Origin of the sequence: Nonomuraea sp. NPDC049625 (assembly GCF_040675285.1) — a bacterium.
GTDB lineage: Bacteria > Actinomycetota > Actinomycetes > Streptosporangiales > Streptosporangiaceae > Nonomuraea > Nonomuraea angiospora_A.
Window position 1 is genome coordinate 33,959 of sequence record NZ_JBFAOQ010000012.1, and the last position, 15,750, is coordinate 49,708.

General features: G+C 70.5%; 23 protein-coding genes. 13 read left to right on the forward strand and 10 right to left on the reverse strand.

The genetic code is table 11. From position 1 onward, the window contains the following. Positions 1–8: 8 nt before the first annotated feature. Genes AB0J87_RS40730 through AB0J87_RS40745 form a run of 4 tightly spaced genes read right to left on the reverse strand, consistent with a single transcriptional unit; the run spans position 9 to position 4,190 of the window. Entirely contained in the window at positions 9–428 is a 420-nt protein-coding gene (locus tag AB0J87_RS40730; RefSeq protein WP_363975884.1) for a glycoside hydrolase family 15 protein, read from the reverse strand. Then, a complete protein-coding gene (locus AB0J87_RS40735) occupies positions 311–1,570 on the reverse strand; it encodes a glycoside hydrolase family 15 protein (RefSeq protein ID WP_363975014.1) in 1,260 nt (419 codons plus the stop codon). The genes AB0J87_RS40730 and AB0J87_RS40735 overlap by 118 nt, the downstream gene beginning before the upstream one ends. Next, positions 1,567–2,730, reverse strand: a complete 1,164-nt coding sequence (locus AB0J87_RS40740) for a heterodisulfide reductase-related iron-sulfur binding cluster (protein WP_363975017.1) — start codon at positions 2,728–2,730, stop codon at positions 1,567–1,569. Before AB0J87_RS40740 ends, AB0J87_RS40735 begins: the two co-directional genes overlap by 4 nt. Positions 2,731–2,735: 5 nt before the next feature. Next, complete coding sequence (locus AB0J87_RS40745; protein WP_363975020.1) at positions 2,736–4,190, reverse strand: FAD-binding oxidoreductase; 1,455 nt, start codon at positions 4,188–4,190, stop codon at positions 2,736–2,738. 158 nt (positions 4,191–4,348) lie between these two features. Here AB0J87_RS40745 and AB0J87_RS40750 point away from each other — a divergent pair, with 158 nt between their 5' ends. The 13 genes from AB0J87_RS40750 (at position 4,349) to AB0J87_RS40810 (ending at position 11,573) form a co-directional block, all read left to right on the forward strand. Further along, positions 4,349–4,987 (forward strand): hypothetical protein, encoded by a 639-nt coding sequence (locus tag AB0J87_RS40750; RefSeq protein WP_363975023.1) that lies wholly within the window; start codon positions 4,349–4,351, stop codon positions 4,985–4,987. 73 nt (positions 4,988–5,060) lie between these two features. Continuing rightward, positions 5,061–5,615 (forward strand): SRPBCC family protein, encoded by a 555-nt coding sequence (locus tag AB0J87_RS40755; RefSeq protein WP_363975026.1) that lies wholly within the window; start codon positions 5,061–5,063, stop codon positions 5,613–5,615. 109 nt (positions 5,616–5,724) lie between these two features. Beyond that, on the forward strand, positions 5,725–6,045 hold the full coding sequence (locus tag AB0J87_RS40760) for a plasmid stabilization protein (RefSeq protein ID WP_355199900.1): 321 nt from the start codon (positions 5,725–5,727) through the stop codon (positions 6,043–6,045). Between the two features lie 265 nt (positions 6,046–6,310). Next, positions 6,311–6,799 (forward strand): hypothetical protein, encoded by a 489-nt coding sequence (locus AB0J87_RS40765; RefSeq protein WP_363975029.1) that lies wholly within the window; start codon positions 6,311–6,313, stop codon positions 6,797–6,799. Between the two features lie 5 nt (positions 6,800–6,804). Further along, positions 6,805–7,965 (forward strand): SRPBCC family protein, encoded by a 1,161-nt coding sequence (locus tag AB0J87_RS40770; protein WP_363975032.1) that lies wholly within the window; start codon positions 6,805–6,807, stop codon positions 7,963–7,965. Between the two features lie 45 nt (positions 7,966–8,010). Next, positions 8,011–8,391 (forward strand): gas vesicle protein GvpJ, encoded by a 381-nt coding sequence (gene gvpJ / locus AB0J87_RS40775; protein ID WP_363975886.1) that lies wholly within the window; start codon positions 8,011–8,013, stop codon positions 8,389–8,391. A 2-nt stretch (positions 8,392–8,393) separates the two neighbouring features. Next, positions 8,394–9,203 carry a GvpL/GvpF family gas vesicle protein gene (locus AB0J87_RS40780; protein ID WP_363975035.1) on the forward strand — a complete coding sequence of 270 codons (810 nt, stop codon included), beginning with the start codon at positions 8,394–8,396 and terminating at the stop codon, positions 9,201–9,203. Continuing rightward, the gene (locus AB0J87_RS40785) at positions 9,203–9,466 is read left to right on the forward strand and encodes a gas vesicle protein GvpG (RefSeq protein WP_363975038.1); all 264 of its coding nucleotides are present in this window, start codon (positions 9,203–9,205) and stop codon (positions 9,464–9,466) included. The genes AB0J87_RS40780 and AB0J87_RS40785 overlap by 1 nt, the downstream gene beginning before the upstream one ends. Positions 9,467–9,470: 4 nt before the next feature. Then, the gene (gene gvpO, locus AB0J87_RS40790; RefSeq protein ID WP_363975041.1) at positions 9,471–9,842 is read left to right on the forward strand and encodes a gas vesicle protein GvpO; all 372 of its coding nucleotides are present in this window, start codon (positions 9,471–9,473) and stop codon (positions 9,840–9,842) included. Beyond that, positions 9,839–10,258, forward strand: a complete 420-nt coding sequence (locus tag AB0J87_RS40795) for a gas vesicle protein (RefSeq protein WP_363975044.1) — start codon at positions 9,839–9,841, stop codon at positions 10,256–10,258. The genes gvpO and AB0J87_RS40795 overlap by 4 nt, the downstream gene beginning before the upstream one ends. After that, a complete protein-coding gene (locus tag AB0J87_RS40800) occupies positions 10,251–11,024 on the forward strand; it encodes a GvpL/GvpF family gas vesicle protein (RefSeq protein ID WP_363975047.1) in 774 nt (257 codons plus the stop codon). Before AB0J87_RS40795 ends, AB0J87_RS40800 begins: the two co-directional genes overlap by 8 nt. Continuing rightward, positions 11,024–11,263 (forward strand): gas vesicle protein, encoded by a 240-nt coding sequence (locus tag AB0J87_RS40805; RefSeq protein WP_350735713.1) that lies wholly within the window; start codon positions 11,024–11,026, stop codon positions 11,261–11,263. Before AB0J87_RS40800 ends, AB0J87_RS40805 begins: the two co-directional genes overlap by 1 nt. Continuing rightward, positions 11,244–11,573, forward strand: a complete 330-nt coding sequence (locus AB0J87_RS40810; RefSeq protein WP_350735710.1) for a gas vesicle protein K — start codon at positions 11,244–11,246, stop codon at positions 11,571–11,573. Before AB0J87_RS40805 ends, AB0J87_RS40810 begins: the two co-directional genes overlap by 20 nt. Positions 11,574–11,579: 6 nt before the next feature. On the opposite strand, the gene AB0J87_RS40815 is transcribed toward AB0J87_RS40810, so the two are convergent. The 6 genes from AB0J87_RS40815 to AB0J87_RS40840 form a co-directional block, all read right to left on the reverse strand. After that, positions 11,580–11,939, reverse strand: coding sequence for a hypothetical protein (locus AB0J87_RS40815; RefSeq protein WP_363975051.1), 360 nt, complete (start codon positions 11,937–11,939; stop codon positions 11,580–11,582). Further along, positions 11,926–12,303: a hypothetical protein gene (locus AB0J87_RS40820; protein WP_363975054.1), complete on the reverse strand. Its 378-nt coding sequence runs from the start codon at positions 12,301–12,303 to the stop codon at positions 11,926–11,928. The genes AB0J87_RS40815 and AB0J87_RS40820 overlap by 14 nt, the downstream gene beginning before the upstream one ends. After that, complete coding sequence (locus AB0J87_RS40825) at positions 12,300–13,529, reverse strand: divalent metal cation transporter (protein ID WP_363975057.1); 1,230 nt, start codon at positions 13,527–13,529, stop codon at positions 12,300–12,302. Before AB0J87_RS40825 ends, AB0J87_RS40820 begins: the two co-directional genes overlap by 4 nt. Next, positions 13,526–13,957 (reverse strand): hypothetical protein, encoded by a 432-nt coding sequence (locus AB0J87_RS40830; protein WP_363975060.1) that lies wholly within the window; start codon positions 13,955–13,957, stop codon positions 13,526–13,528. The genes AB0J87_RS40825 and AB0J87_RS40830 overlap by 4 nt, the downstream gene beginning before the upstream one ends. A 163-nt stretch (positions 13,958–14,120) precedes the next feature. Further along, positions 14,121–14,684, reverse strand: coding sequence for a hemerythrin domain-containing protein (locus AB0J87_RS40835; RefSeq protein WP_363975063.1), 564 nt, complete (start codon positions 14,682–14,684; stop codon positions 14,121–14,123). Between the two features lie 64 nt (positions 14,685–14,748). Continuing rightward, the gene (locus AB0J87_RS40840) at positions 14,749–15,591 is read right to left on the reverse strand and encodes a family 16 glycosylhydrolase (RefSeq protein ID WP_363975066.1); all 843 of its coding nucleotides are present in this window, start codon (positions 15,589–15,591) and stop codon (positions 14,749–14,751) included. Positions 15,592–15,750: the final 159 nt, after the last annotated feature.

Here is a 15,750-nt window from a genome sequence, read left to right on the forward strand (position 1 = left end):
AGGCCGTCTCACTCGTTCAGGCGGGCGGCGCATTCGAGGAGCAGCGCGTGGACGAAGGCCTGCGGGAGGTTGCCGCGCATCTGCCGCTGCGTCACGTCGTACTCCTCGGCCGGCAGGCCCGCCGGGCCGCACGCGGCGCGGTTGCGCTCGAACCAGCGCAGCGCGGTCGGCAGGTCGTCCTGCTGGTGGGCGGCGAGCGCGACGAGGAATCCGCAGAGCAGGAACGCGCCTTCGGTCTCCCCGAGCGGCCGGTCGTCGTGCCGGAACCGGTAGGCGTACCCGTCTTCGGTGAGGGCGGCCAGGTACGCGTTCAGCGTGCGCTTGCCGCGCGGGTCGCCGGCGGGGACGGCGCGTTCTCCCCGACGGCGAGCAGCCCGGCCGCGCAGTTCAGGCGGCTGTGCGTCCAGGCGCGGTCGTCCAGCTCCCAGATGCCCGCGTCCGGGTCCCGCCGGCGTTCCTCGACGGCCGCCACCGCGGTACGCAGCGCGCGGCGGCCGTCGGCGTCGAGCCGGTCGTGCCGGTCCGCGGCGGCGAACAGCAGCAGGGCGTCGCCGAAGGAGTCCAGCTGGAACTGGTGGGTCACCCGGCTGCCGGCCAGGTCGTAGCCGCCCGGGTAGCCGGGCAGGTCCAGGCGGCGCTGCTCGGGCACCGGTCCGCCCGTGCCGGTGTAGGCGGGTTTGAGATGCGGCCCGTCCTCCAGCAGCCGCGCGCCCACGAAGCGCACCGCGTCGTCCAGGAGCGGGTAGGCCCCGGCGGCGGCCGACGCCAGGCCCGCGTAGCACTGGTCGCGGATCCAGACGTACCGGTAGTCGTAGTTGCGGTCGGCCTCGCTGCGTTCGGGCAGGCTGGTGGTGGCCGCGGCCACCATGCCGCCGCCCGCGCCGGTCAGGCCGCGCATGACGGCGTAGGCGTGGTGGGCGTCCCGGTCGGCGATGGTGTGCAGGCGCGGCATCGCGCGGCCCCACGCCTGCTCGGTGGCGTGCCAGGCGCGGCCGGCGTCGGGCGGCCCGCCGCGCGGCGGGCGGTCGGCGATCTCCAGGACCAGGTCGTGGTGCTCCCCGGCGGGGACGGTGAGCTCCAGCTCCAGACCGTGCCCGGGCCTCGCCTTTTCGGCGCCGGTCCAGCGGAACCACAGACCTTGCCCGTCCGCCTCCCACGCACCGCGGAAGCGCGGCCGGCACGCGCCGAACCCGGGTCGCGGGTCGCAGACGACCTGCACCCGCGCGTCCCCGTGCCGGGCGATGATCCGGCGCAGCAGCACGGCGCGCCCGCGCTCGCCGGGGAACGCGAGCGCCTCGCGGCACTCGATGATCCCGGGGGTCGTCACCCACCGGCTGCGCCAGATCAGCGAGCCCGGCTCGTAGGCGCCGCTCCACACGAAGCGCTCCCGCGGCGTGACGGCGTAGACGCCGGCCCCGCCGATCAGCGAGGCGAAGATCGCGTCGCTGTCCCATAGCGGCGCGCACATCCAGCACAACTCCCCGCGCGGGCCCACGACGGCACCGCGCTCACCGTCAGCGAGGAGCGCGTACTCGCGCAGCACCTGCGCCGGATACCGTTCGTCGTTCATGCCACGTGAGGGGCCCGCGCGCCGGTCCGGCCGGGGGCCCGCGGCGAAGTCGGTCGCAGCAGCTCCGCGAGCAGTTCGGCCAGGTGCCGGGCCTGGACCCCGGTGCCGGAGGCGATCTGGGTACGGCAGGAGAAGCCGTCGGCCAGTACGGTCGTGCCCGGGTCGGCCTCCCGGACCGCCGGCCACAGCCCCAGCTCGGCGGCGCCGGTGGAGACCTCGTAGTGGCCGCGTTCGAAGCCGAAGTTCCCCGCCAGGCCGCAGCAGCCCACGTCCAGCACCTCGGCCTGGACGCCGGCGCGTCGCAGCACCTCCTGGTCGGCGTCGAACCCCCAGATGGCGTGCTGGTGGCAGTGCGGCTGGGCGATGGCCTTACGGCCTGTCCCGGGCAGCGGCGCGGTGATCGCCTGCGGCGCCCGGTCGAGCAGGAACTCGGCCAGCGATTGGGTCTGCCCGGCCAGTCGTCTGGCGTCCGGGTCGCCGGACAGCAGTTCCGGGGCGTCGGCGCGGAAGACGGCGGTGCAGCTCGGTTCCAGCCCGATCACCGGGATCCCGGCGCGCAGCCGGGGAGCGAGGGCGCGGAGGGTGCGGCGCAGCACGCGTTCGGCGATGTCGAGCTGTCCGGTGGAGATCCAGGTGAGCCCGCAGCACAGCGGGACCGGTGGCAGCTGGACCTGGAACCCGGCCGACTCCAGGACGCGGATGGCGGCCCGGCCGATCTCGGGATGGAAGTTGTTGGTGAAGGTGTCCGGCCACAACAGGACCGGCGGCCCGTCGACGTGAGACCCGTTGAACTCGTCGGTCAGGCGCTTTCGGGCGAAGTGGGGCAGTTCGCGGTGCTGGTCGATGCCGCCGGCGCGTTTGACGAGCCGGTCGAGGAGTGGGGCGTGGGCGAGGGCGTTGACCGTGCCCGGCGCGAGCGACGCCAGGCGCGCCCACAGCGGCAGCCAGCCCATGGAGTAGTGCGACATCGGGCGCAGGCGGCGATGGTAGTGGTGGGACAGGAACTCGGCCTTGTAGGTCGCCATGTCCACGTTCACCGGGCAGTCGCCGCGGCATCCCTTGCAGGCCAGGCACAGGTCGAGGGCCTCGCGGACGTCCTCGGAACGCCACCCGTCGGTGATGACGGCGTCCTCGCCGCCGCCCGGCATGCCGCGCATCATCTCCATCAGCAGGCGGGCCCGGCCCCGCGTCGTGTGCTTCTCCTCGTGGGTGACAGCCTTACGATCTCCTCGCCGAACATGATCGGCAGCAGTTCGGCGCGGGACTGGCCGTCCCCGTGCTCGCCCGACAGCGACCCGCCGTAGGAGGCGACCAGCCGCGCGGCGCGCTCGACGAAGCGCCGGTACGTGGCCGTGCCCTCGGGGTCCTCCAGGTCGAAGCCGATCCGGGTGTGCACGCAGCCCTGGCCGAAGTGGCCGTACAGCGACGCCGATCCGTGGCCGAACTCCTCCAGCAGGGCGCGGAAGTCACGCAGATGGTCGCCGAGTCGCTGCGGCGGGACTGCGGCGTCCTCCCAGCCCTCGTGGGTGTCGGGGTCGCCGGGCGGGTAGGCGGTCGCGCCGAGCCCGGCCTCGCGGACCTTCCACAGCCGCTCCTCCTCCTGCGGGTCGTCGAGATAGGCGACGCGGGGATCGTGTTCGGAGCGGTGGATGTCCTGCAGCAGGCGGTCGGCGCGTTCGTCGGCCTGCTCGCGGGTGTCGCCGCCGAAGCGCACCATCAGCCACCCCGATCCTTCGGGCAGCTCCCGCAGCACTCTCTGCTTGGCGACGTGCTCGGCGCGGGCCAGATCGATGAGGGTGTGGTCGAGCCCTTCGAGAGCCAGCGGGCCGTGTTCGGCCACGGCGGGGACGGCGTCGCCGGCGGCGGCGATGTCCTCGAAGCCGAGGACCACCAGCGACTGGTACTTGGGCACGGGCACCAGATCGATCTCCGCCTGGAGCACGGTGACCAGCGTCGACTCGCTGCCGACCAGCGCGCGGGCGAGGTCGAAGCCGTTCTCCGGCAGCAGGGAGTCGAGGTTGTAGCCGGAGACGCGCCGGGGGATGTGCGGGTATCGGGTGCGGATGAGCGCCAGGTTCTCGTCGGCGAGTTCGCGCAGCGCCCGGTAGATCTCGGCCCGCCGGCCTCCCTCGGTCTCGGCGAGGATGCGTTCGTAGTCCTCCTGGTCGGTCGGTCCGACCCACATCCGGGTGCCGTCGTAGGTCAGCACCTCCATGCGCGCCACCGAGTCGGCCATCTTGCCGTACGTCTGGGCGGACGCGCCGCAGGAGTTGTTGCCGATCATCCCGCCGATCGTGCACGTGTCATGCGTGGACGGCTTCGGCCCGACCATCAGGTGATACCCGGAGAGCTCGGCGTTGAGATCGTCCAGGCAGGCCCCGGGCTCGACCACGGCTCGCGGGCGCTCCGGGTCGACCCGCACCAGCCGGCGGCAGTACTTGGACCAGTCGAGCACGACGCCCGTGTTGCAGCACTGCCCGGCCAGGCTCGTCCCGCCGCCGCGCGAGAACACCGCGACGTCGTGCCGGCGGCACACGGCCACCGCCTCCACCGCCGCGTCAACGGTGCGCGGGATCACCACGCCGGTCGGCACCTGCCGGTAGTTGGAGCGCCTGGTCATGGCTCCTACCGTCGCCGATTATCTGCTCCTGCGCCTGCGTCAGTGGGGTGTGGGGCACCTGTTCGGCTATTCGGGCGACGGCATCAACGGGATCATCGCGGCGCTGGGACGCGCCGAGGACCGCCAGCGGTTCGTCCAGTCCCGGCACACTGCGGGCCATGGGCGGCGCGCCCAAGTTCGAGGAGCCCCAGACCCTGCCGGATGTGTCCTATGCCGGCTTCGCCAGCTCGCTGGACCTGGAGGGCATCGAGGTCGAGAAGCCCGAGGCGATCGGCCCGGCCTGGGACCGTGCCCTGGCCGCCGACCGGCCCGTCGTCCTGGACGGCCACTGCGACCCCGACATCCCGCCGATCCCGCCGCACACCGACTTCGAACAGCTCAAGGACGTCGCCGAGGCCATCATCAAGCGCGTTCCGCGGTCAGAACCAATATCGCCGGCCGCCGACCGGACGGCCGATGGAGCCCAGGACGAGCAGGATCACGCCGATGACGAGCAGGATGGCGCCGATCGTGTAGAGCAGCGAGATGCCGAGCAGCCATCCCAGGAGCAGCAGGATGATGCCGATGATGATCATGTTCTCACCGATCCCGATACGTTGATTTTGTCGAAAACTCGGCTACCCGAGGTGTACGCGGTAAACGTTCACGGTGCCGTGCCGGGGTCCCGGACGAACTCCGGCAGCGCCTCCGCCAGGACAGGACACCGGCCTCCGGCCGGACGGCCTCGGCGAGGGCTTCAGGGTGCGGTTGATGACCACGGCTTGCGCGGTTCGGGACCTCTCCGTTGGACGTCATAGGGCCGCATGGCCGAACGGTGACCGTCGAACGGTTGACGTTAGCCGCGATCCAGGGCGGGCAGGGGGCGAGGCCATGAGCACGATCGAGTACTCCCTAGACGTCAAGGTCCCGATCCGCGTCGCCTACAACCAGTGGACGCAGTTCGAGACGTTCCCCGAATTCATGGAAGGGGTGGAGTCGGTCAAGCAGCACACCGACACCCGCGCCACCTGGCTGGCCGAGATCGCCGGGGTGAAGCGCGAGTTCGAGACCGAGATCACCGAGCAGCACCCCGACGAGCGCGTCGCCTGGCACACGCTCGACAAGCCCCACCACGCCGGCGTCGTCACCTTCCACCGCCTCGACGACACCACCACCCGCGTCACCCTCCAGATGGAGTACGACCCCGAGGGCTTCGTCGAGACCGCCGGCGACTGGCTCCAGATCGTCCGCATGCGCGTACAGGGCGACCTGCGCCGCTTCAAGGACTACATCGAGACCCGCGGCAGCGAGACCGGCGCCTGGCGCGGCAGCGTGCCGCCCCAGCACGCCGGTGACTCGGTCCCCCGGCCCGATGCGCCGCTGCCGGGAACCGGCACGCCGTCGCCGCGTCCCGGCTATCCGCCGCCCACCCAGCCCGGCCTGTAGTCCACGCGGCCGCGCCTCCCGCCCGGGAGGCGCGGCCGGTTCGTTTCGTGGCTTTCAGCTGGGTAGATGGCGAACACGCCAACCGCGAACATCGGGCAAAGGGGGAAACATGCCTCGCGGATCAAGCCGGAAACGGGAACGACAGTACGAGCACATCAAGAACAGCGCCAAGAAGCGGGGCGAAAGCACCAAGCGGGCCAAGGAGATCGCCGCCCGGACCGTGAACAAGGAACGCGCCAGGGCCGGTGAGTCTCGGACCGCCAGCCGTACCTCGACTCAGGACATCTCCTCGAGCCGGCGCGGAGGGCTGCGCTCGCACTCCGGAGCGGGCGGCCGTACGCGGGATCAGCTCTACGAGGAGGCCAGGCGCCGCAACATCAAGGGCCGCTCCAAGATGAGCAAGGCACAACTGGAGAGGGCTCTCGGTTGACCGGACGCCCTGCCGGGGAACTGCAGGCCCCCGCGGTGTTCCGGCAGGGCGTCAACCGCGTCACTCCAGGCACCGAAGCCCCCTCCACCCTGATCGTGATCGCACGAACCCCCATGCGTGATGCGTCTGCGTATTTCTATTTTCACGTAGAGTAATCGTCGCCAGCCGAACGAAGCTCTGTCCATTTTTGGGGTTTATGTGTTTCCGTGTCCGCTTCACGGGCAGGGAGGGACCGATCAGGTCAGCCGAGTGAGGAGGGCTGGTCATGAAGGACAGGTGCCGAGTGGCGCTGGCTCTCGCCGCAGGTTATTACTTGGGCCGGCGTCGCAAGCTGCGCTGGGCGACCGCCCTGGCGGCGGCTGGGGTGGCCGGTGCGTTGCGAAAGAGCGATGGTGGCGGGGGCCTCCTGGGGCAAGGGCTGAAGATTCTCGGCTCGTCCCCGGAGATCGAGCAACTCACCGGCAGGCTGCGCGGAGAACTGCTTGAGGTCGGCAAGGCGGCCGCCGTCGCCGCGACGAGCAGGCAGATCGACTCCCTGACCGAGAAGCTGCACGGGCGAGCCGAGTCGATGCGGCAGGCGGGGCGCCCGCGTGCCGCGGAGGAGGAGCCGGAAGACGAGGAAGAGTACGGCGAGGAAGAGTACGGCGAGGAAGCGTACGACGAGGAACCTCCGGAGGAGGAGAAGCCCCGCGTGCGGCGGCCGAGAGCCGGGCGGGTGCCGTCCGTCCCGCCTGTGCGCAGAGGGCGGAGGTGAGATCGATGGCGCAGGAGAGCAAGGCCGGGCCGGTCCAGAAGGTAGCCCAGGAAGTGCTGCCGAAGGATCTCCTCATGGAGGGCGCGCAGAAGCTGGTCCAGGCTCTGGTGGAGCGGGCGCTGTCGTCTCTCACCGATCGGCTCGAAGGCATGACGGGCAGGCTCAACGATGTCGCGGAGGGCGGCGGAACCGGACTGTTGAGCGCCATCACGGGATCGGAGGGCCTGAGTCCCGGGAAAATCCTCGGGAAATCGATGCTGGCCGGGGCGGGAGAAGCCGTCAAGGAGACGGTTAAAGGGCTGGGGAAGAAGGGGAAAAAGGCCGGGAAGACGCGGATCACCAACATCGTCGAATCGATTGATGTGGGTGCTCCGATCCGGATCGTCTATAACATGTGGACCCAGTTCGAGGCTTTCCCGGGCTACATGAAAAAGGTGGAGAACGTCGACCAGGAGTCCGATCAGAAGGTCAACTGGAAGGCGCAGATCTTCTGGTCCCATCGGAACTGGGAGTCGCACATCGTCGAGCAGGTGCCCGACCAGCGGATCATCTGGCGGTCGAAGGGGCCCAAGGGCTTCGTCGACGGCGCGGTGACCTTCCACGCCGTCACTCCCGACCTCACCCGCGTCCTGCTCGTCCTCGAGTATCACCCGCAGGGCCTGTTCGAGCGCGTCGGCAACATCTGGCGGGCGCAGGGCAGGCGGGCGCGTCTGGAGTTCAAGCACTTCCGGCGGCACGTGATGACGCAGACGATGCTGCATCCGGAAGAGGTGGAGGAAGACGGCTGGCGTGGTGTGATCCACGACGGCAAGGTGGTCAAGTCGCACCAGGACGCCGTCGAGGAGGAGCAGGGCGAAGAAGAAGAGGAGCGGCCGGAAGAGGAATTCGAGAAGGCCGAGAAGCCCGAAGAAGAAGAGCGGGAACCCGAAGAAGAAGAGCGGGAAGAGGAGCCGGAAGGCGAATACGAGGAGGAAGAGGAGCCCGAAGAAGAATACGAGGAGGAGCCGGAAGAAGAAGAGGAAAAGGAAGAGGAAGAGAGAACCCGTCGCCGCGCCGAGACCGGCAGGGGCCAGGGCGCCCGGCGTCCGGTGCGACGGCGTCCCGCGGAAGAGGAGGAAGAGCCCCGGCGGCCGGTGCGCCGCAGGGTGGCGACCCGACGCGGGTGACGCTCGAGGAGCGAGGAAATGACTGTACAACCCGCGGCGGGCGGAATGGCGGAACGTCCGACCCCGACGGGTCTGGCGGACGTGATCGACACGATCCTCGACAAGGGACTCGTGATCGACGCCTACGTCCGGGTCTCACTGATCGGCATCGAGATTCTGACCGTCGACGCGCGCATCGTGATCGCCAGCGTCGACACGTATCTGCGCTTCGCCGAGGCCGTGAACCGGCTGGATCTCGCCGAACAGAGCCAGGGGCTGCCGGAGGTCATGCAGGAGATGAAGGGCGGCCAGATCGGCGACAGGACCAAGGACATCACGCAAGGGGTGCTGGAGGCCGCAGGGGACAAGCTGCACGAGCTGGTCGGCGACCTCACCGAGGACACCGAACGCCGGCCCGCCCGGCGTAGCCGGAGGGAGGAAGGCTGACCATGGCCGAGTCTGTCGACACCGTTCCCTCCTCGGCCGAGGAGGAGCGCACACCCCTGGATCGGGACCTCAGCACTTACGTCTACGGGATCGTGCCTGAGGACGTCCAGGTCTCCGACGACGCGCGCGGCGTGGGCGCCGCCCCCGTGCGCCTCGTACGGCACGGCAAGATCGGCGCCCTGGTGAGCGAGGTGGCGGTCGCCGGCCCGCTGGGCACGCCCGACGACCTCGTGGCGCACCAGCAACTGCTGGACGCCACCGCCGCCGAGGTTCCCGTGCTTCCCCTCCGGTTCGGCGCGGTGCTGACGAACCGGGAGGCGGTGGTGGACGAGCTGCTGGCCCCGCATCACGACGAGTTCCTCGCCGCCCTCGACGAGCTGGAGGGACGGGCCGAGTTCGTCGTCAAGGGACGCTACGACGAGCGGGCGGTGCTCATGGAGGTGCTGAACGAGAACGTCGAGGCGGCCCAGCTGCGCGACGAGATCCGGGGCAAGCCCGAGGCCGCGACCAGAGAGGCGCGCATCCGGCTGGGTGAGGTCGTCAACCAGGCGGTCAGCGCCAAACGGGAGGCCGACACCGAGTCCATCCTCGACCGGCTCGCCCCGCTCAGCGTCTTCACCGTCGTACGCGAGCCGTCCCACGAGCGGGACGCCGTCCACCTGGCGCTCCTGGTCGAGAGCGACCGCCGGGACACGCTGGAGGAGGCGGTGGAGGAGTACTCCAGGCTGTGGGCGGGACGGATCGAGCTGCAGCTGCACGGCCCGCTGGCGCCGTACGACTTCGTGGTGAGCGCCGGGGAGGGCGGCGGCTGATGGGCCTGCTCAGCCTCGTCTTCGGCTGGCCGCTGGCGCCGCTGCACGGCGTGATCCGGCTCGGTGAGCTGATCCAGGAAGAGGTCGAGCGCGAGCTGCGCGATCCGACGGTGGTCAGGCACCGGCTGGAGGAGATCGAGGAGTCCCGGGCCGCCGGCCTGATCTCCGAGGAGGAGGAGGCCCTGGAGACGCAGGAGGTCCTGCAGGGGATGATGGGCGGCCCCGGTCGGGTCGAGCCGGCGCGGCGGGACGAGGGGAGGTGATCCTGTGCCTGAGAGGCGAAGGGCTCGCGAGGAGGGGGTTCCGCCTCCGGCGCGTTCGAGAGACCCCGCCCGCGACACCGCCGAACGGCCGAAGCGCCGCCCTCGTGGCCTGTCCGCCGTGACCGCGGGTGGGTTCGGGTTGCAGCACATCGCGGACCTGACCGGCAGGGAGACGGAGGGCGTGACCCGGGTGAAGCCTGAGGACGACGGGTGGCTGGTCAACGTCGAGGTCGTCGAGGACCGCCGCGTCCCTTCCTCCGGCGACATCCTCGCACTCTACGAGGCCGAACTGGACACGGAGGGCGATCTGCTCTCCTACCGGAGGCTGCGGCGTTACCGGCGCGGCAGCGGCGACTACGTGGAGGAGTCGCGATGACCGAGCAGTACCGGCCGGGGGTCGTGGGACGCCAGTCCTACCCGTCCTCGGTGTCCTCGGGTCGCGAACCGGCCAACCTGGGCGACATCCTCGAACGGGTCCTCGACCGGGGCGTGGTGATCGCCGGGGACATCCGCGTGAACCTGCTGGACATCGAGCTGCTCACGATCAAGCTGCGGCTGATCATCGCCTCGGTCGACACCGCCAGGGAGATGGGCATCGACTGGTGGGAGCACGATCCCTGGCTCACCGGCAAGGACAGGGCCCTCGTCGAGGAGAACCGCCGGCTGCGCGACCGGATCGCGGCCCTGGAGGAGGGCCGGCCGCGGCGCCGCGCCATCGAGCCGATCGAGGGCGAGATCGAGGCCGAGGAGGTCGAGGAGCGGCCGGTCAGAAGGGGACAGCGCGGTGGATGACGCCGGTACGTACCTCTACGCCGTGGCGAGCGACGTGGCCGTCCCCTGCCCGGAGGGCCTGAAGGGGGTGGCCGGCCGGGACGTGCGGGCCATCGCCGAGTCCGGCCTGGTCGCGTACGTGAGCACCGTCCCGCTGGACCAGTTCGGCGAGGAGCCGCTGCGGCGATCCATGGAGGACCTCGACTGGCTGGGCGCGACCGCCCACGCCCACCACCGCGTGGTGGAGGCGGTGGCGCGGCTGGGGCCGGTCGCGCCGGTGCGCCTCGTCACGGTCTACAGCGGCGAGGAGCAGGTCCGCCGCCTGCTGGAGGAACGGCACGACGACTTCGCCGACACGCTCACCCGCGTCGCGGGCCGGCAGGAGTGGGGGGTGAAGGCGTACGTGGTGAAGACCGAGACCGCCCCGGTGGCGCCCGAGACGAGCAGCGAGGAGCCGGCCAGTCCCGGCACCGCCTACCTCAAGCGGCGCCAGGCGAGCCTGCGCACCCGCGAGGAGTCGTGGCGGGACGCGGGGGCGCGGGCCGAGCGCATCCACGACGTCCTCAGGTGCGTCGCGGTCGCGAGCCGGCGGCATCGGGCGCAGGACCCGCAGCTTTCCGGCAGGGACGAGTGGATGGTCCTCAACGGCGCCTACCTGGTCGACGAGGAGCGCGCGGAGGAGTTCGCGCGGACCCTGGACGACCTGCGCGGGCAGGGGATCGAGCTGGAGCTCACCGGCCCCTGGGCCCCCTACTCGTTCACGGTTCTGGAGGAGGGAGGCCCGTGATGACCCACGACGCGCCACCGCGCGGCGCCGTCCTGGCCGCGGAGGAGCGCCTGCCGGCGGAGCGGGTGGCGCTGGTCGACCTGCTGGACCGGCTGCTGGCTGGCGGCGTGGTGGTGAGCGGGGATCTCGTCCTGTCCATCGCGGACATCGACCTGGTACGCATCTCCGTCCGCGCGCTGATCATGTCGGTGCGCGAATCCGACACTTTCGGGGGCGTCGATGGCGAGCTCTGGAGATGAGCCGGCCACCCGGGTGCGGGAGGCGCGATCCAGCCGCCTGCGCATCGAAGCCGACCGCGAAGCGGTCGAACGTGACCTGTCGCGCCTCGTCCTCACCCTGGTCGAGCTCGTGCGCCAGCTCGTGGAGCGGCAGTGCGTGCGGCGGATGGAGCAGGGCGACCTGTCGGACGAGCAGGTCGAGGTGCTGGGCGTGACGTTGATGCGGCTCGAGGAGGCCATGACGGAGCTGTGCGAGCGCTTCGACCTGTCGCCGTCGGACCTGAACCTCGACCTCGGGCCGCTCGGCACGCTCCTCCCCGAGGACCGCTGACCCGGCTCAGGGGCCGCTCTCACGGTAGAGGTCATGGACCGAGGTCAGCTCGCGCAGGGGCACGCGGAGCAGGACGCCGAGGTCGTCGATCCTTTCGACGTGCTCCCACGGGACGTAGCGGGTGTGGCGGTGCAGCACCCTGAGCAGGGCCCTGACCAGCCAGGGGCCCTTGATGGCCGGGCCCCGTTCGTAGCCGAACAGCCGTCCGGTGTGGCGGGTCACGACGATCAGGCCGGCCACGCGGAAGGCGTGGTGGACCTGCCGGAGCAGTGGCCCGTCCTGCACCAGGCGCACGTCGGCGACCTGGCCGACGGCCCGGCCCGAGCTGTCGCGGACCGGGCGGGCGAGCAGGTCACTCAGTCTCATGCCAGGCTCCGGGGATGGGTTCGATGAGGTGGGTGCGGACCCAGCGTTCGAGCGCCGGCCGGGTCAGGTCGCCGCCGACGTGCACGGCACTGGCGACGCGGCTGACGTCCGCCATGGGGATGCGGGGCGGGGCCTCGGAGCCGAGCAGGCGGGCGACGCCTGTCATGAGCCTGCCGAGCACTCCTCCGATGCGCGGCCCGAGCGCGAGCGGGCCCGTCAGGATGGCGGTGACGTACGGGCGGCCCTGCTCGTCGAAGGCCAGCTCCAGATCGTCGACCTTGCACACCAGACGGCCGTCGCGGTCGTGCACGACCTGCCGGTCGAGCAGGTGCAACTGCGCGTGCAGGACGCGTGCCCTCGTCATTGGCCCGCCTTCGTGGCCAGCATGAGGGGGATGGCGGCGATCGACACCGCGACGAGGAGGATCATGAAGACCGTGCCCAGGGTGTTGGAGAAGACGCCGTTCACCTTGTCCCCCATGTAGTCCCGATCGTTGGCGATCATCAGCACCGGCAGGTACGTCAGCGGCAGCGCCGCCGCCGAGAACACCAGCGAGTACTCGGTCACCATGATCGGGTCGATGCTGGTCAGGATCAGCGCGGTCGCCACGATCATCACGACGAGCACCGTGGCGTGGAAGCGGGCCGCCTCGCGCGGGCGCACCCGCTTGCCCCACTGCCAGCCGAAATACTGGCTCAGGCAGTAGCCCGACGACAGCGCCACCTCGAGCGTCGCGCCGAGCGTGGCCGCGAACACGCCGAGGATCACCAGCGCCAGCCCGATCTGGCCCGCCCCGAGGGCGACCGGCAGCACCATCTGGTCCAGGGACTCCACCTGCACGTGGACCGGCAGGAACACCGTGGCCGCGCACGCCGCGATCGCCAGCGACAGCAGCCCGCCGAGCGGGAAGCCGATCAGCACGTTCGCCCGGGAGATCGACAGGTCGCGGCGGGTCCAGTTCTCCTCCACCCCGCCGGAGGAGAAGAAGAACACCTCGTACGGGGTCATCGCCCCGCCCAGCAGCGCGATCGCGTAATAGAAGTAGGTGGGCAGCCCCTCGTCCGGCGGCGGCGCGGGACGACTGGCCTGCCGCCACAGCTCCCCCCAGTCGGGCCCGAGCTGCCACAGCGCGACGACGAAGATCAGCAGCGCGAGCCCGGCCAGCCCGAAGACGCGCTCCAGCGTCTCGAACCGCACCCGCCACATCACCAGCCACGCCGCGAACGCCACGGCCGGCACCCACAGCAGGTAGTCGACGCCGGTGGCCAGCTCCAGGGCCAGCGCCGCGCCGCCGATCTCGGCCGCCACCGTCATCGCCAGGATGAAGAACGACGCGCCCAGGTTCGCCAGGCCCGCCTTCGGGCCGAGCCGCTCACGTACCAGGTCGAACACCGCCCGCCCCGAGACCGCCGCGATCCGGCCCGACATCTCGGCGAACACGCAGATGCCCAGCACCCCCAGCAGCACCACCCACGCCAGCGACATCCCGAACCGCGAGCCCACCAGAGAGTTGGCGACCAGATCGCCGATGTCCACGAAGCCGCCGATCGCGGTGAGGATGCCCAGCGTGATGCCCAGAAACCGCTTCATTCGTGCTCGTCCTGGAAGCGCCGCAGGCTCTCGCCCAGCCCGGCCAGCTCCCGTGCCGCTCCGGCCGGATCCTCGACGCGATCGCGTCTGACCTGCACCAGCAGCCCGGAGACGGCCTTCCCGGCCCGCTCGCCGATCTCCAGTAACCGCCCGCCCAGCACCTCGGCCCGCTCCGACGGCGGCTGCACGGCCCCGAACTCGTCGTTGACGCCCTGCACCTGCTCGGTCGCGTTGGTCAGCAGCACTGTCAGGTACGGTCGCGTCAGCCGCCCGCCCCCGCCGACGGCCAGCCGGACCGCCTCGACCGTCGAGCCGACCGCCTCCGCCGACGCGGCCGCCTTCAGTTCGTAGTCACGGTCGTCCCACGCCGGACTCGAACACCCCGGCACCAGGAGTCCCACCAGCGCGAGCGCCCACACTCGCCTCATGCGCGCCGCCGCAACAGCACGTACGCGAGCGTGCCCAGCAAGGCGAGATACTGTCCCCAGGCCACCAGTAAGACGAGACCCTCATCCATCATGACCATGGACTGCCCCGGCCGACGCCGAACAGTCACCGGCCCTCACCGAGGGGCCTGGGGACGGATTCACTTCAGGAGCGGCCCCGGCCGGTGAGGGCGTCGCGGATGCGATCCACCAGCCCCGTCCCCGCCGCCAGCAGCTTGTTGGCCGGCGGGGTGTCGGGCGCCGACGGGTGCGGCCGGGTGGGAGCCGTCTTCTTGGCCCGCTGCACCTTGGCCCCGAGTTCTCTCAGCTCCGCGGGTGCGCAGGCCTCGCGCAACCGGGGGAACAGATCGTTCTCCTCTTCGCGGACGTGGGCGCGGATCTGGCTCATCAGCAGGTCCGTGGTGGGCCAGAACTCGGCGTCGCCCGGCTCCAGCCCTTCGAGCCGCTTCATGGTCTCCTCGGCGTCGGCGTGCTCGGAGATCTCCTGATCGGCCAGCTTGGCGCCGCCTGGGACGTGCTCGCGGACGGCCGGGTACAGGTACTGCTCCTCGGCGACCGAGTGCCTTACCAGTTCGATGACCACCTGCTCGGTCAGCGTCTTGGGCTCCTCGCCGATCGCACCCCTCATGTGGTCGAGCTCGGAGAACATCCGCTCGACCTCACGGTGGTCGGTGACCAGGACCTCGATCACATCTTGCTGCGTGTTCATGCGAGCCTCCTCTCGCGGCCCACATTCCCGCTGACAGCGGCCGAAACCTGCGGCGGCCCGGCCGTCACCAGGCGCGCGTCCGCCCGAACCACACGTTGCGGGCGCGGAAGAAGGTGTCGCCGTCGGGACCGGGCCGCTGGTCGGCCCAGCCGGCGTCGCCCTCCTCGATGTTGGAGGCGTAGGAGCCCATCTGCAGGTTGATGATGAGCGTCTGCGCGACCCCGGCCCAGCCGTAGCCGGTGTGGGTGTCCACGTAATTTCCGTCGAAGTAGTAGTCGAGCTTGACGTCGTCGCCGCTCTTGTACATCCAGACCCGATATTTGTGAAACCCGTCGGGGTTGTCGACGGGGACCTCGGAACGCTGGTAGGTCGCTCCGCCGGCTGTCTTGTAGTACGTGTTGAAGAAGTTGACGGCCTTGCCCTGCTCGTTGACGCCGACGTATTCCAGGATGTCGGTCTCCGGCGGCCATTCCGGCCAGGTGCCGGTGGTCCAGAAAGCCGGCCAGATGCCCGGCCCGGTCTGCGTCCGGAACTCGCCCTCGATGTCGTACTCGGGGAACTGGTCGTTGACGATGATCTGCTGCTTGGCGTGGATGGCCCCGGAGCGGTACCACAGGGGGGCGTGCGGCGGCTGCGGGCTGGTCCCGGCAGAGGCGGACAGCCTGGTCGCCTTCAAGGTCAGCACGCCTTGGCTGAGGGAGACCTGGGCGGCCTCCATGCGCGCGGCGCCGTTGTGGGTGTCGGGGTCGCTGTCCCAGGGATAAAGGTAATTCCACGCCGCGTTGAAGGCCGTTTGACTGTTGAAGGAGCTTTTCTCGACGAGATTCTCCCAGGTGGCCGCACTACGGCCGGCGCGGGTGGCGGCTGCCTGGGCGTCGGCGGGGATGAGTGAAAGCCCCAGACCCATGCCGCCTGCCGCCGCCGAGGTCAAGAATGTACGCCGATTGATTTCCTGATCGGACATTTCTTCCTTACGCGGGGATGAGAAGTGCGGGAATGCCGGATCGGCCCTTAATCGGGTTAATGATCATGGTCGGGCGGACTCAGTATGCCCCATGGGCCGCCA

What these genes read in the sequence shown, in the direction of transcription:
- AB0J87_RS40735 (WP_363975014.1), bottom strand. Translation starts at nt 1,570, where the DNA reads ATGAACGACGAACGGTATCCGGCGCAGGTGCTGCGCGAGTACGCGCTC.
- AB0J87_RS40815 (WP_363975051.1), bottom strand. Translation starts at nt 11,939, where the DNA reads ATGAGACTGAGTGACCTGCTCGCCCGCCCGGTCCGCGACAGCTCGGGC.
- AB0J87_RS40810 (WP_350735710.1), top strand. Translation starts at nt 11,244, where the DNA reads ATGGCGAGCTCTGGAGATGAGCCGGCCACCCGGGTGCGGGAGGCGCGA.
- AB0J87_RS40805 (WP_350735713.1), top strand. Translation starts at nt 11,024, where the DNA reads ATGACCCACGACGCGCCACCGCGCGGCGCCGTCCTGGCCGCGGAGGAG.
- AB0J87_RS40840 (WP_363975066.1), bottom strand. Translation starts at nt 15,591, where the DNA reads ATGGGTCTGGGGCTTTCACTCATCCCCGCCGACGCCCAGGCAGCCGCC.
- AB0J87_RS40745 (WP_363975020.1), bottom strand. Translation starts at nt 4,190, where the DNA reads ATGACCAGGCGCTCCAACTACCGGCAGGTGCCGACCGGCGTGGTGATC.
- AB0J87_RS40825 (WP_363975057.1), bottom strand. Translation starts at nt 13,529, where the DNA reads ATGAAGCGGTTTCTGGGCATCACGCTGGGCATCCTCACCGCGATCGGC.
- AB0J87_RS40750 (WP_363975023.1), top strand. Translation starts at nt 4,349, where the DNA reads ATGGGCGGCGCGCCCAAGTTCGAGGAGCCCCAGACCCTGCCGGATGTG.
- AB0J87_RS40760 (WP_355199900.1), top strand. Translation starts at nt 5,725, where the DNA reads ATGCCTCGCGGATCAAGCCGGAAACGGGAACGACAGTACGAGCACATC.
- AB0J87_RS40835 (WP_363975063.1), bottom strand. Translation starts at nt 14,684, where the DNA reads ATGAACACGCAGCAAGATGTGATCGAGGTCCTGGTCACCGACCACCGT.
- AB0J87_RS40780 (WP_363975035.1), top strand. Translation starts at nt 8,394, where the DNA reads ATGGCCGAGTCTGTCGACACCGTTCCCTCCTCGGCCGAGGAGGAGCGC.
- AB0J87_RS40765 (WP_363975029.1), top strand. Translation starts at nt 6,311, where the DNA reads ATGAAGGACAGGTGCCGAGTGGCGCTGGCTCTCGCCGCAGGTTATTAC.
- AB0J87_RS40755 (WP_363975026.1), top strand. Translation starts at nt 5,061, where the DNA reads ATGAGCACGATCGAGTACTCCCTAGACGTCAAGGTCCCGATCCGCGTC.
- AB0J87_RS40820 (WP_363975054.1), bottom strand. Translation starts at nt 12,303, where the DNA reads ATGACGAGGGCACGCGTCCTGCACGCGCAGTTGCACCTGCTCGACCGG.
- AB0J87_RS40785 (WP_363975038.1), top strand. Translation starts at nt 9,203, where the DNA reads ATGGGCCTGCTCAGCCTCGTCTTCGGCTGGCCGCTGGCGCCGCTGCAC.
- AB0J87_RS40795 (WP_363975044.1), top strand. Translation starts at nt 9,839, where the DNA reads ATGACCGAGCAGTACCGGCCGGGGGTCGTGGGACGCCAGTCCTACCCG.
- gvpJ (WP_363975886.1), top strand. Translation starts at nt 8,011, where the DNA reads ATGGCGGAACGTCCGACCCCGACGGGTCTGGCGGACGTGATCGACACG.
- AB0J87_RS40740 (WP_363975017.1), bottom strand. Translation starts at nt 2,730, where the DNA reads ATGATGCGCGGCATGCCGGGCGGCGGCGAGGACGCCGTCATCACCGAC.
- AB0J87_RS40770 (WP_363975032.1), top strand. Translation starts at nt 6,805, where the DNA reads ATGGCGCAGGAGAGCAAGGCCGGGCCGGTCCAGAAGGTAGCCCAGGAA.
- AB0J87_RS40830 (WP_363975060.1), bottom strand. Translation starts at nt 13,957, where the DNA reads ATGAGGCGAGTGTGGGCGCTCGCGCTGGTGGGACTCCTGGTGCCGGGG.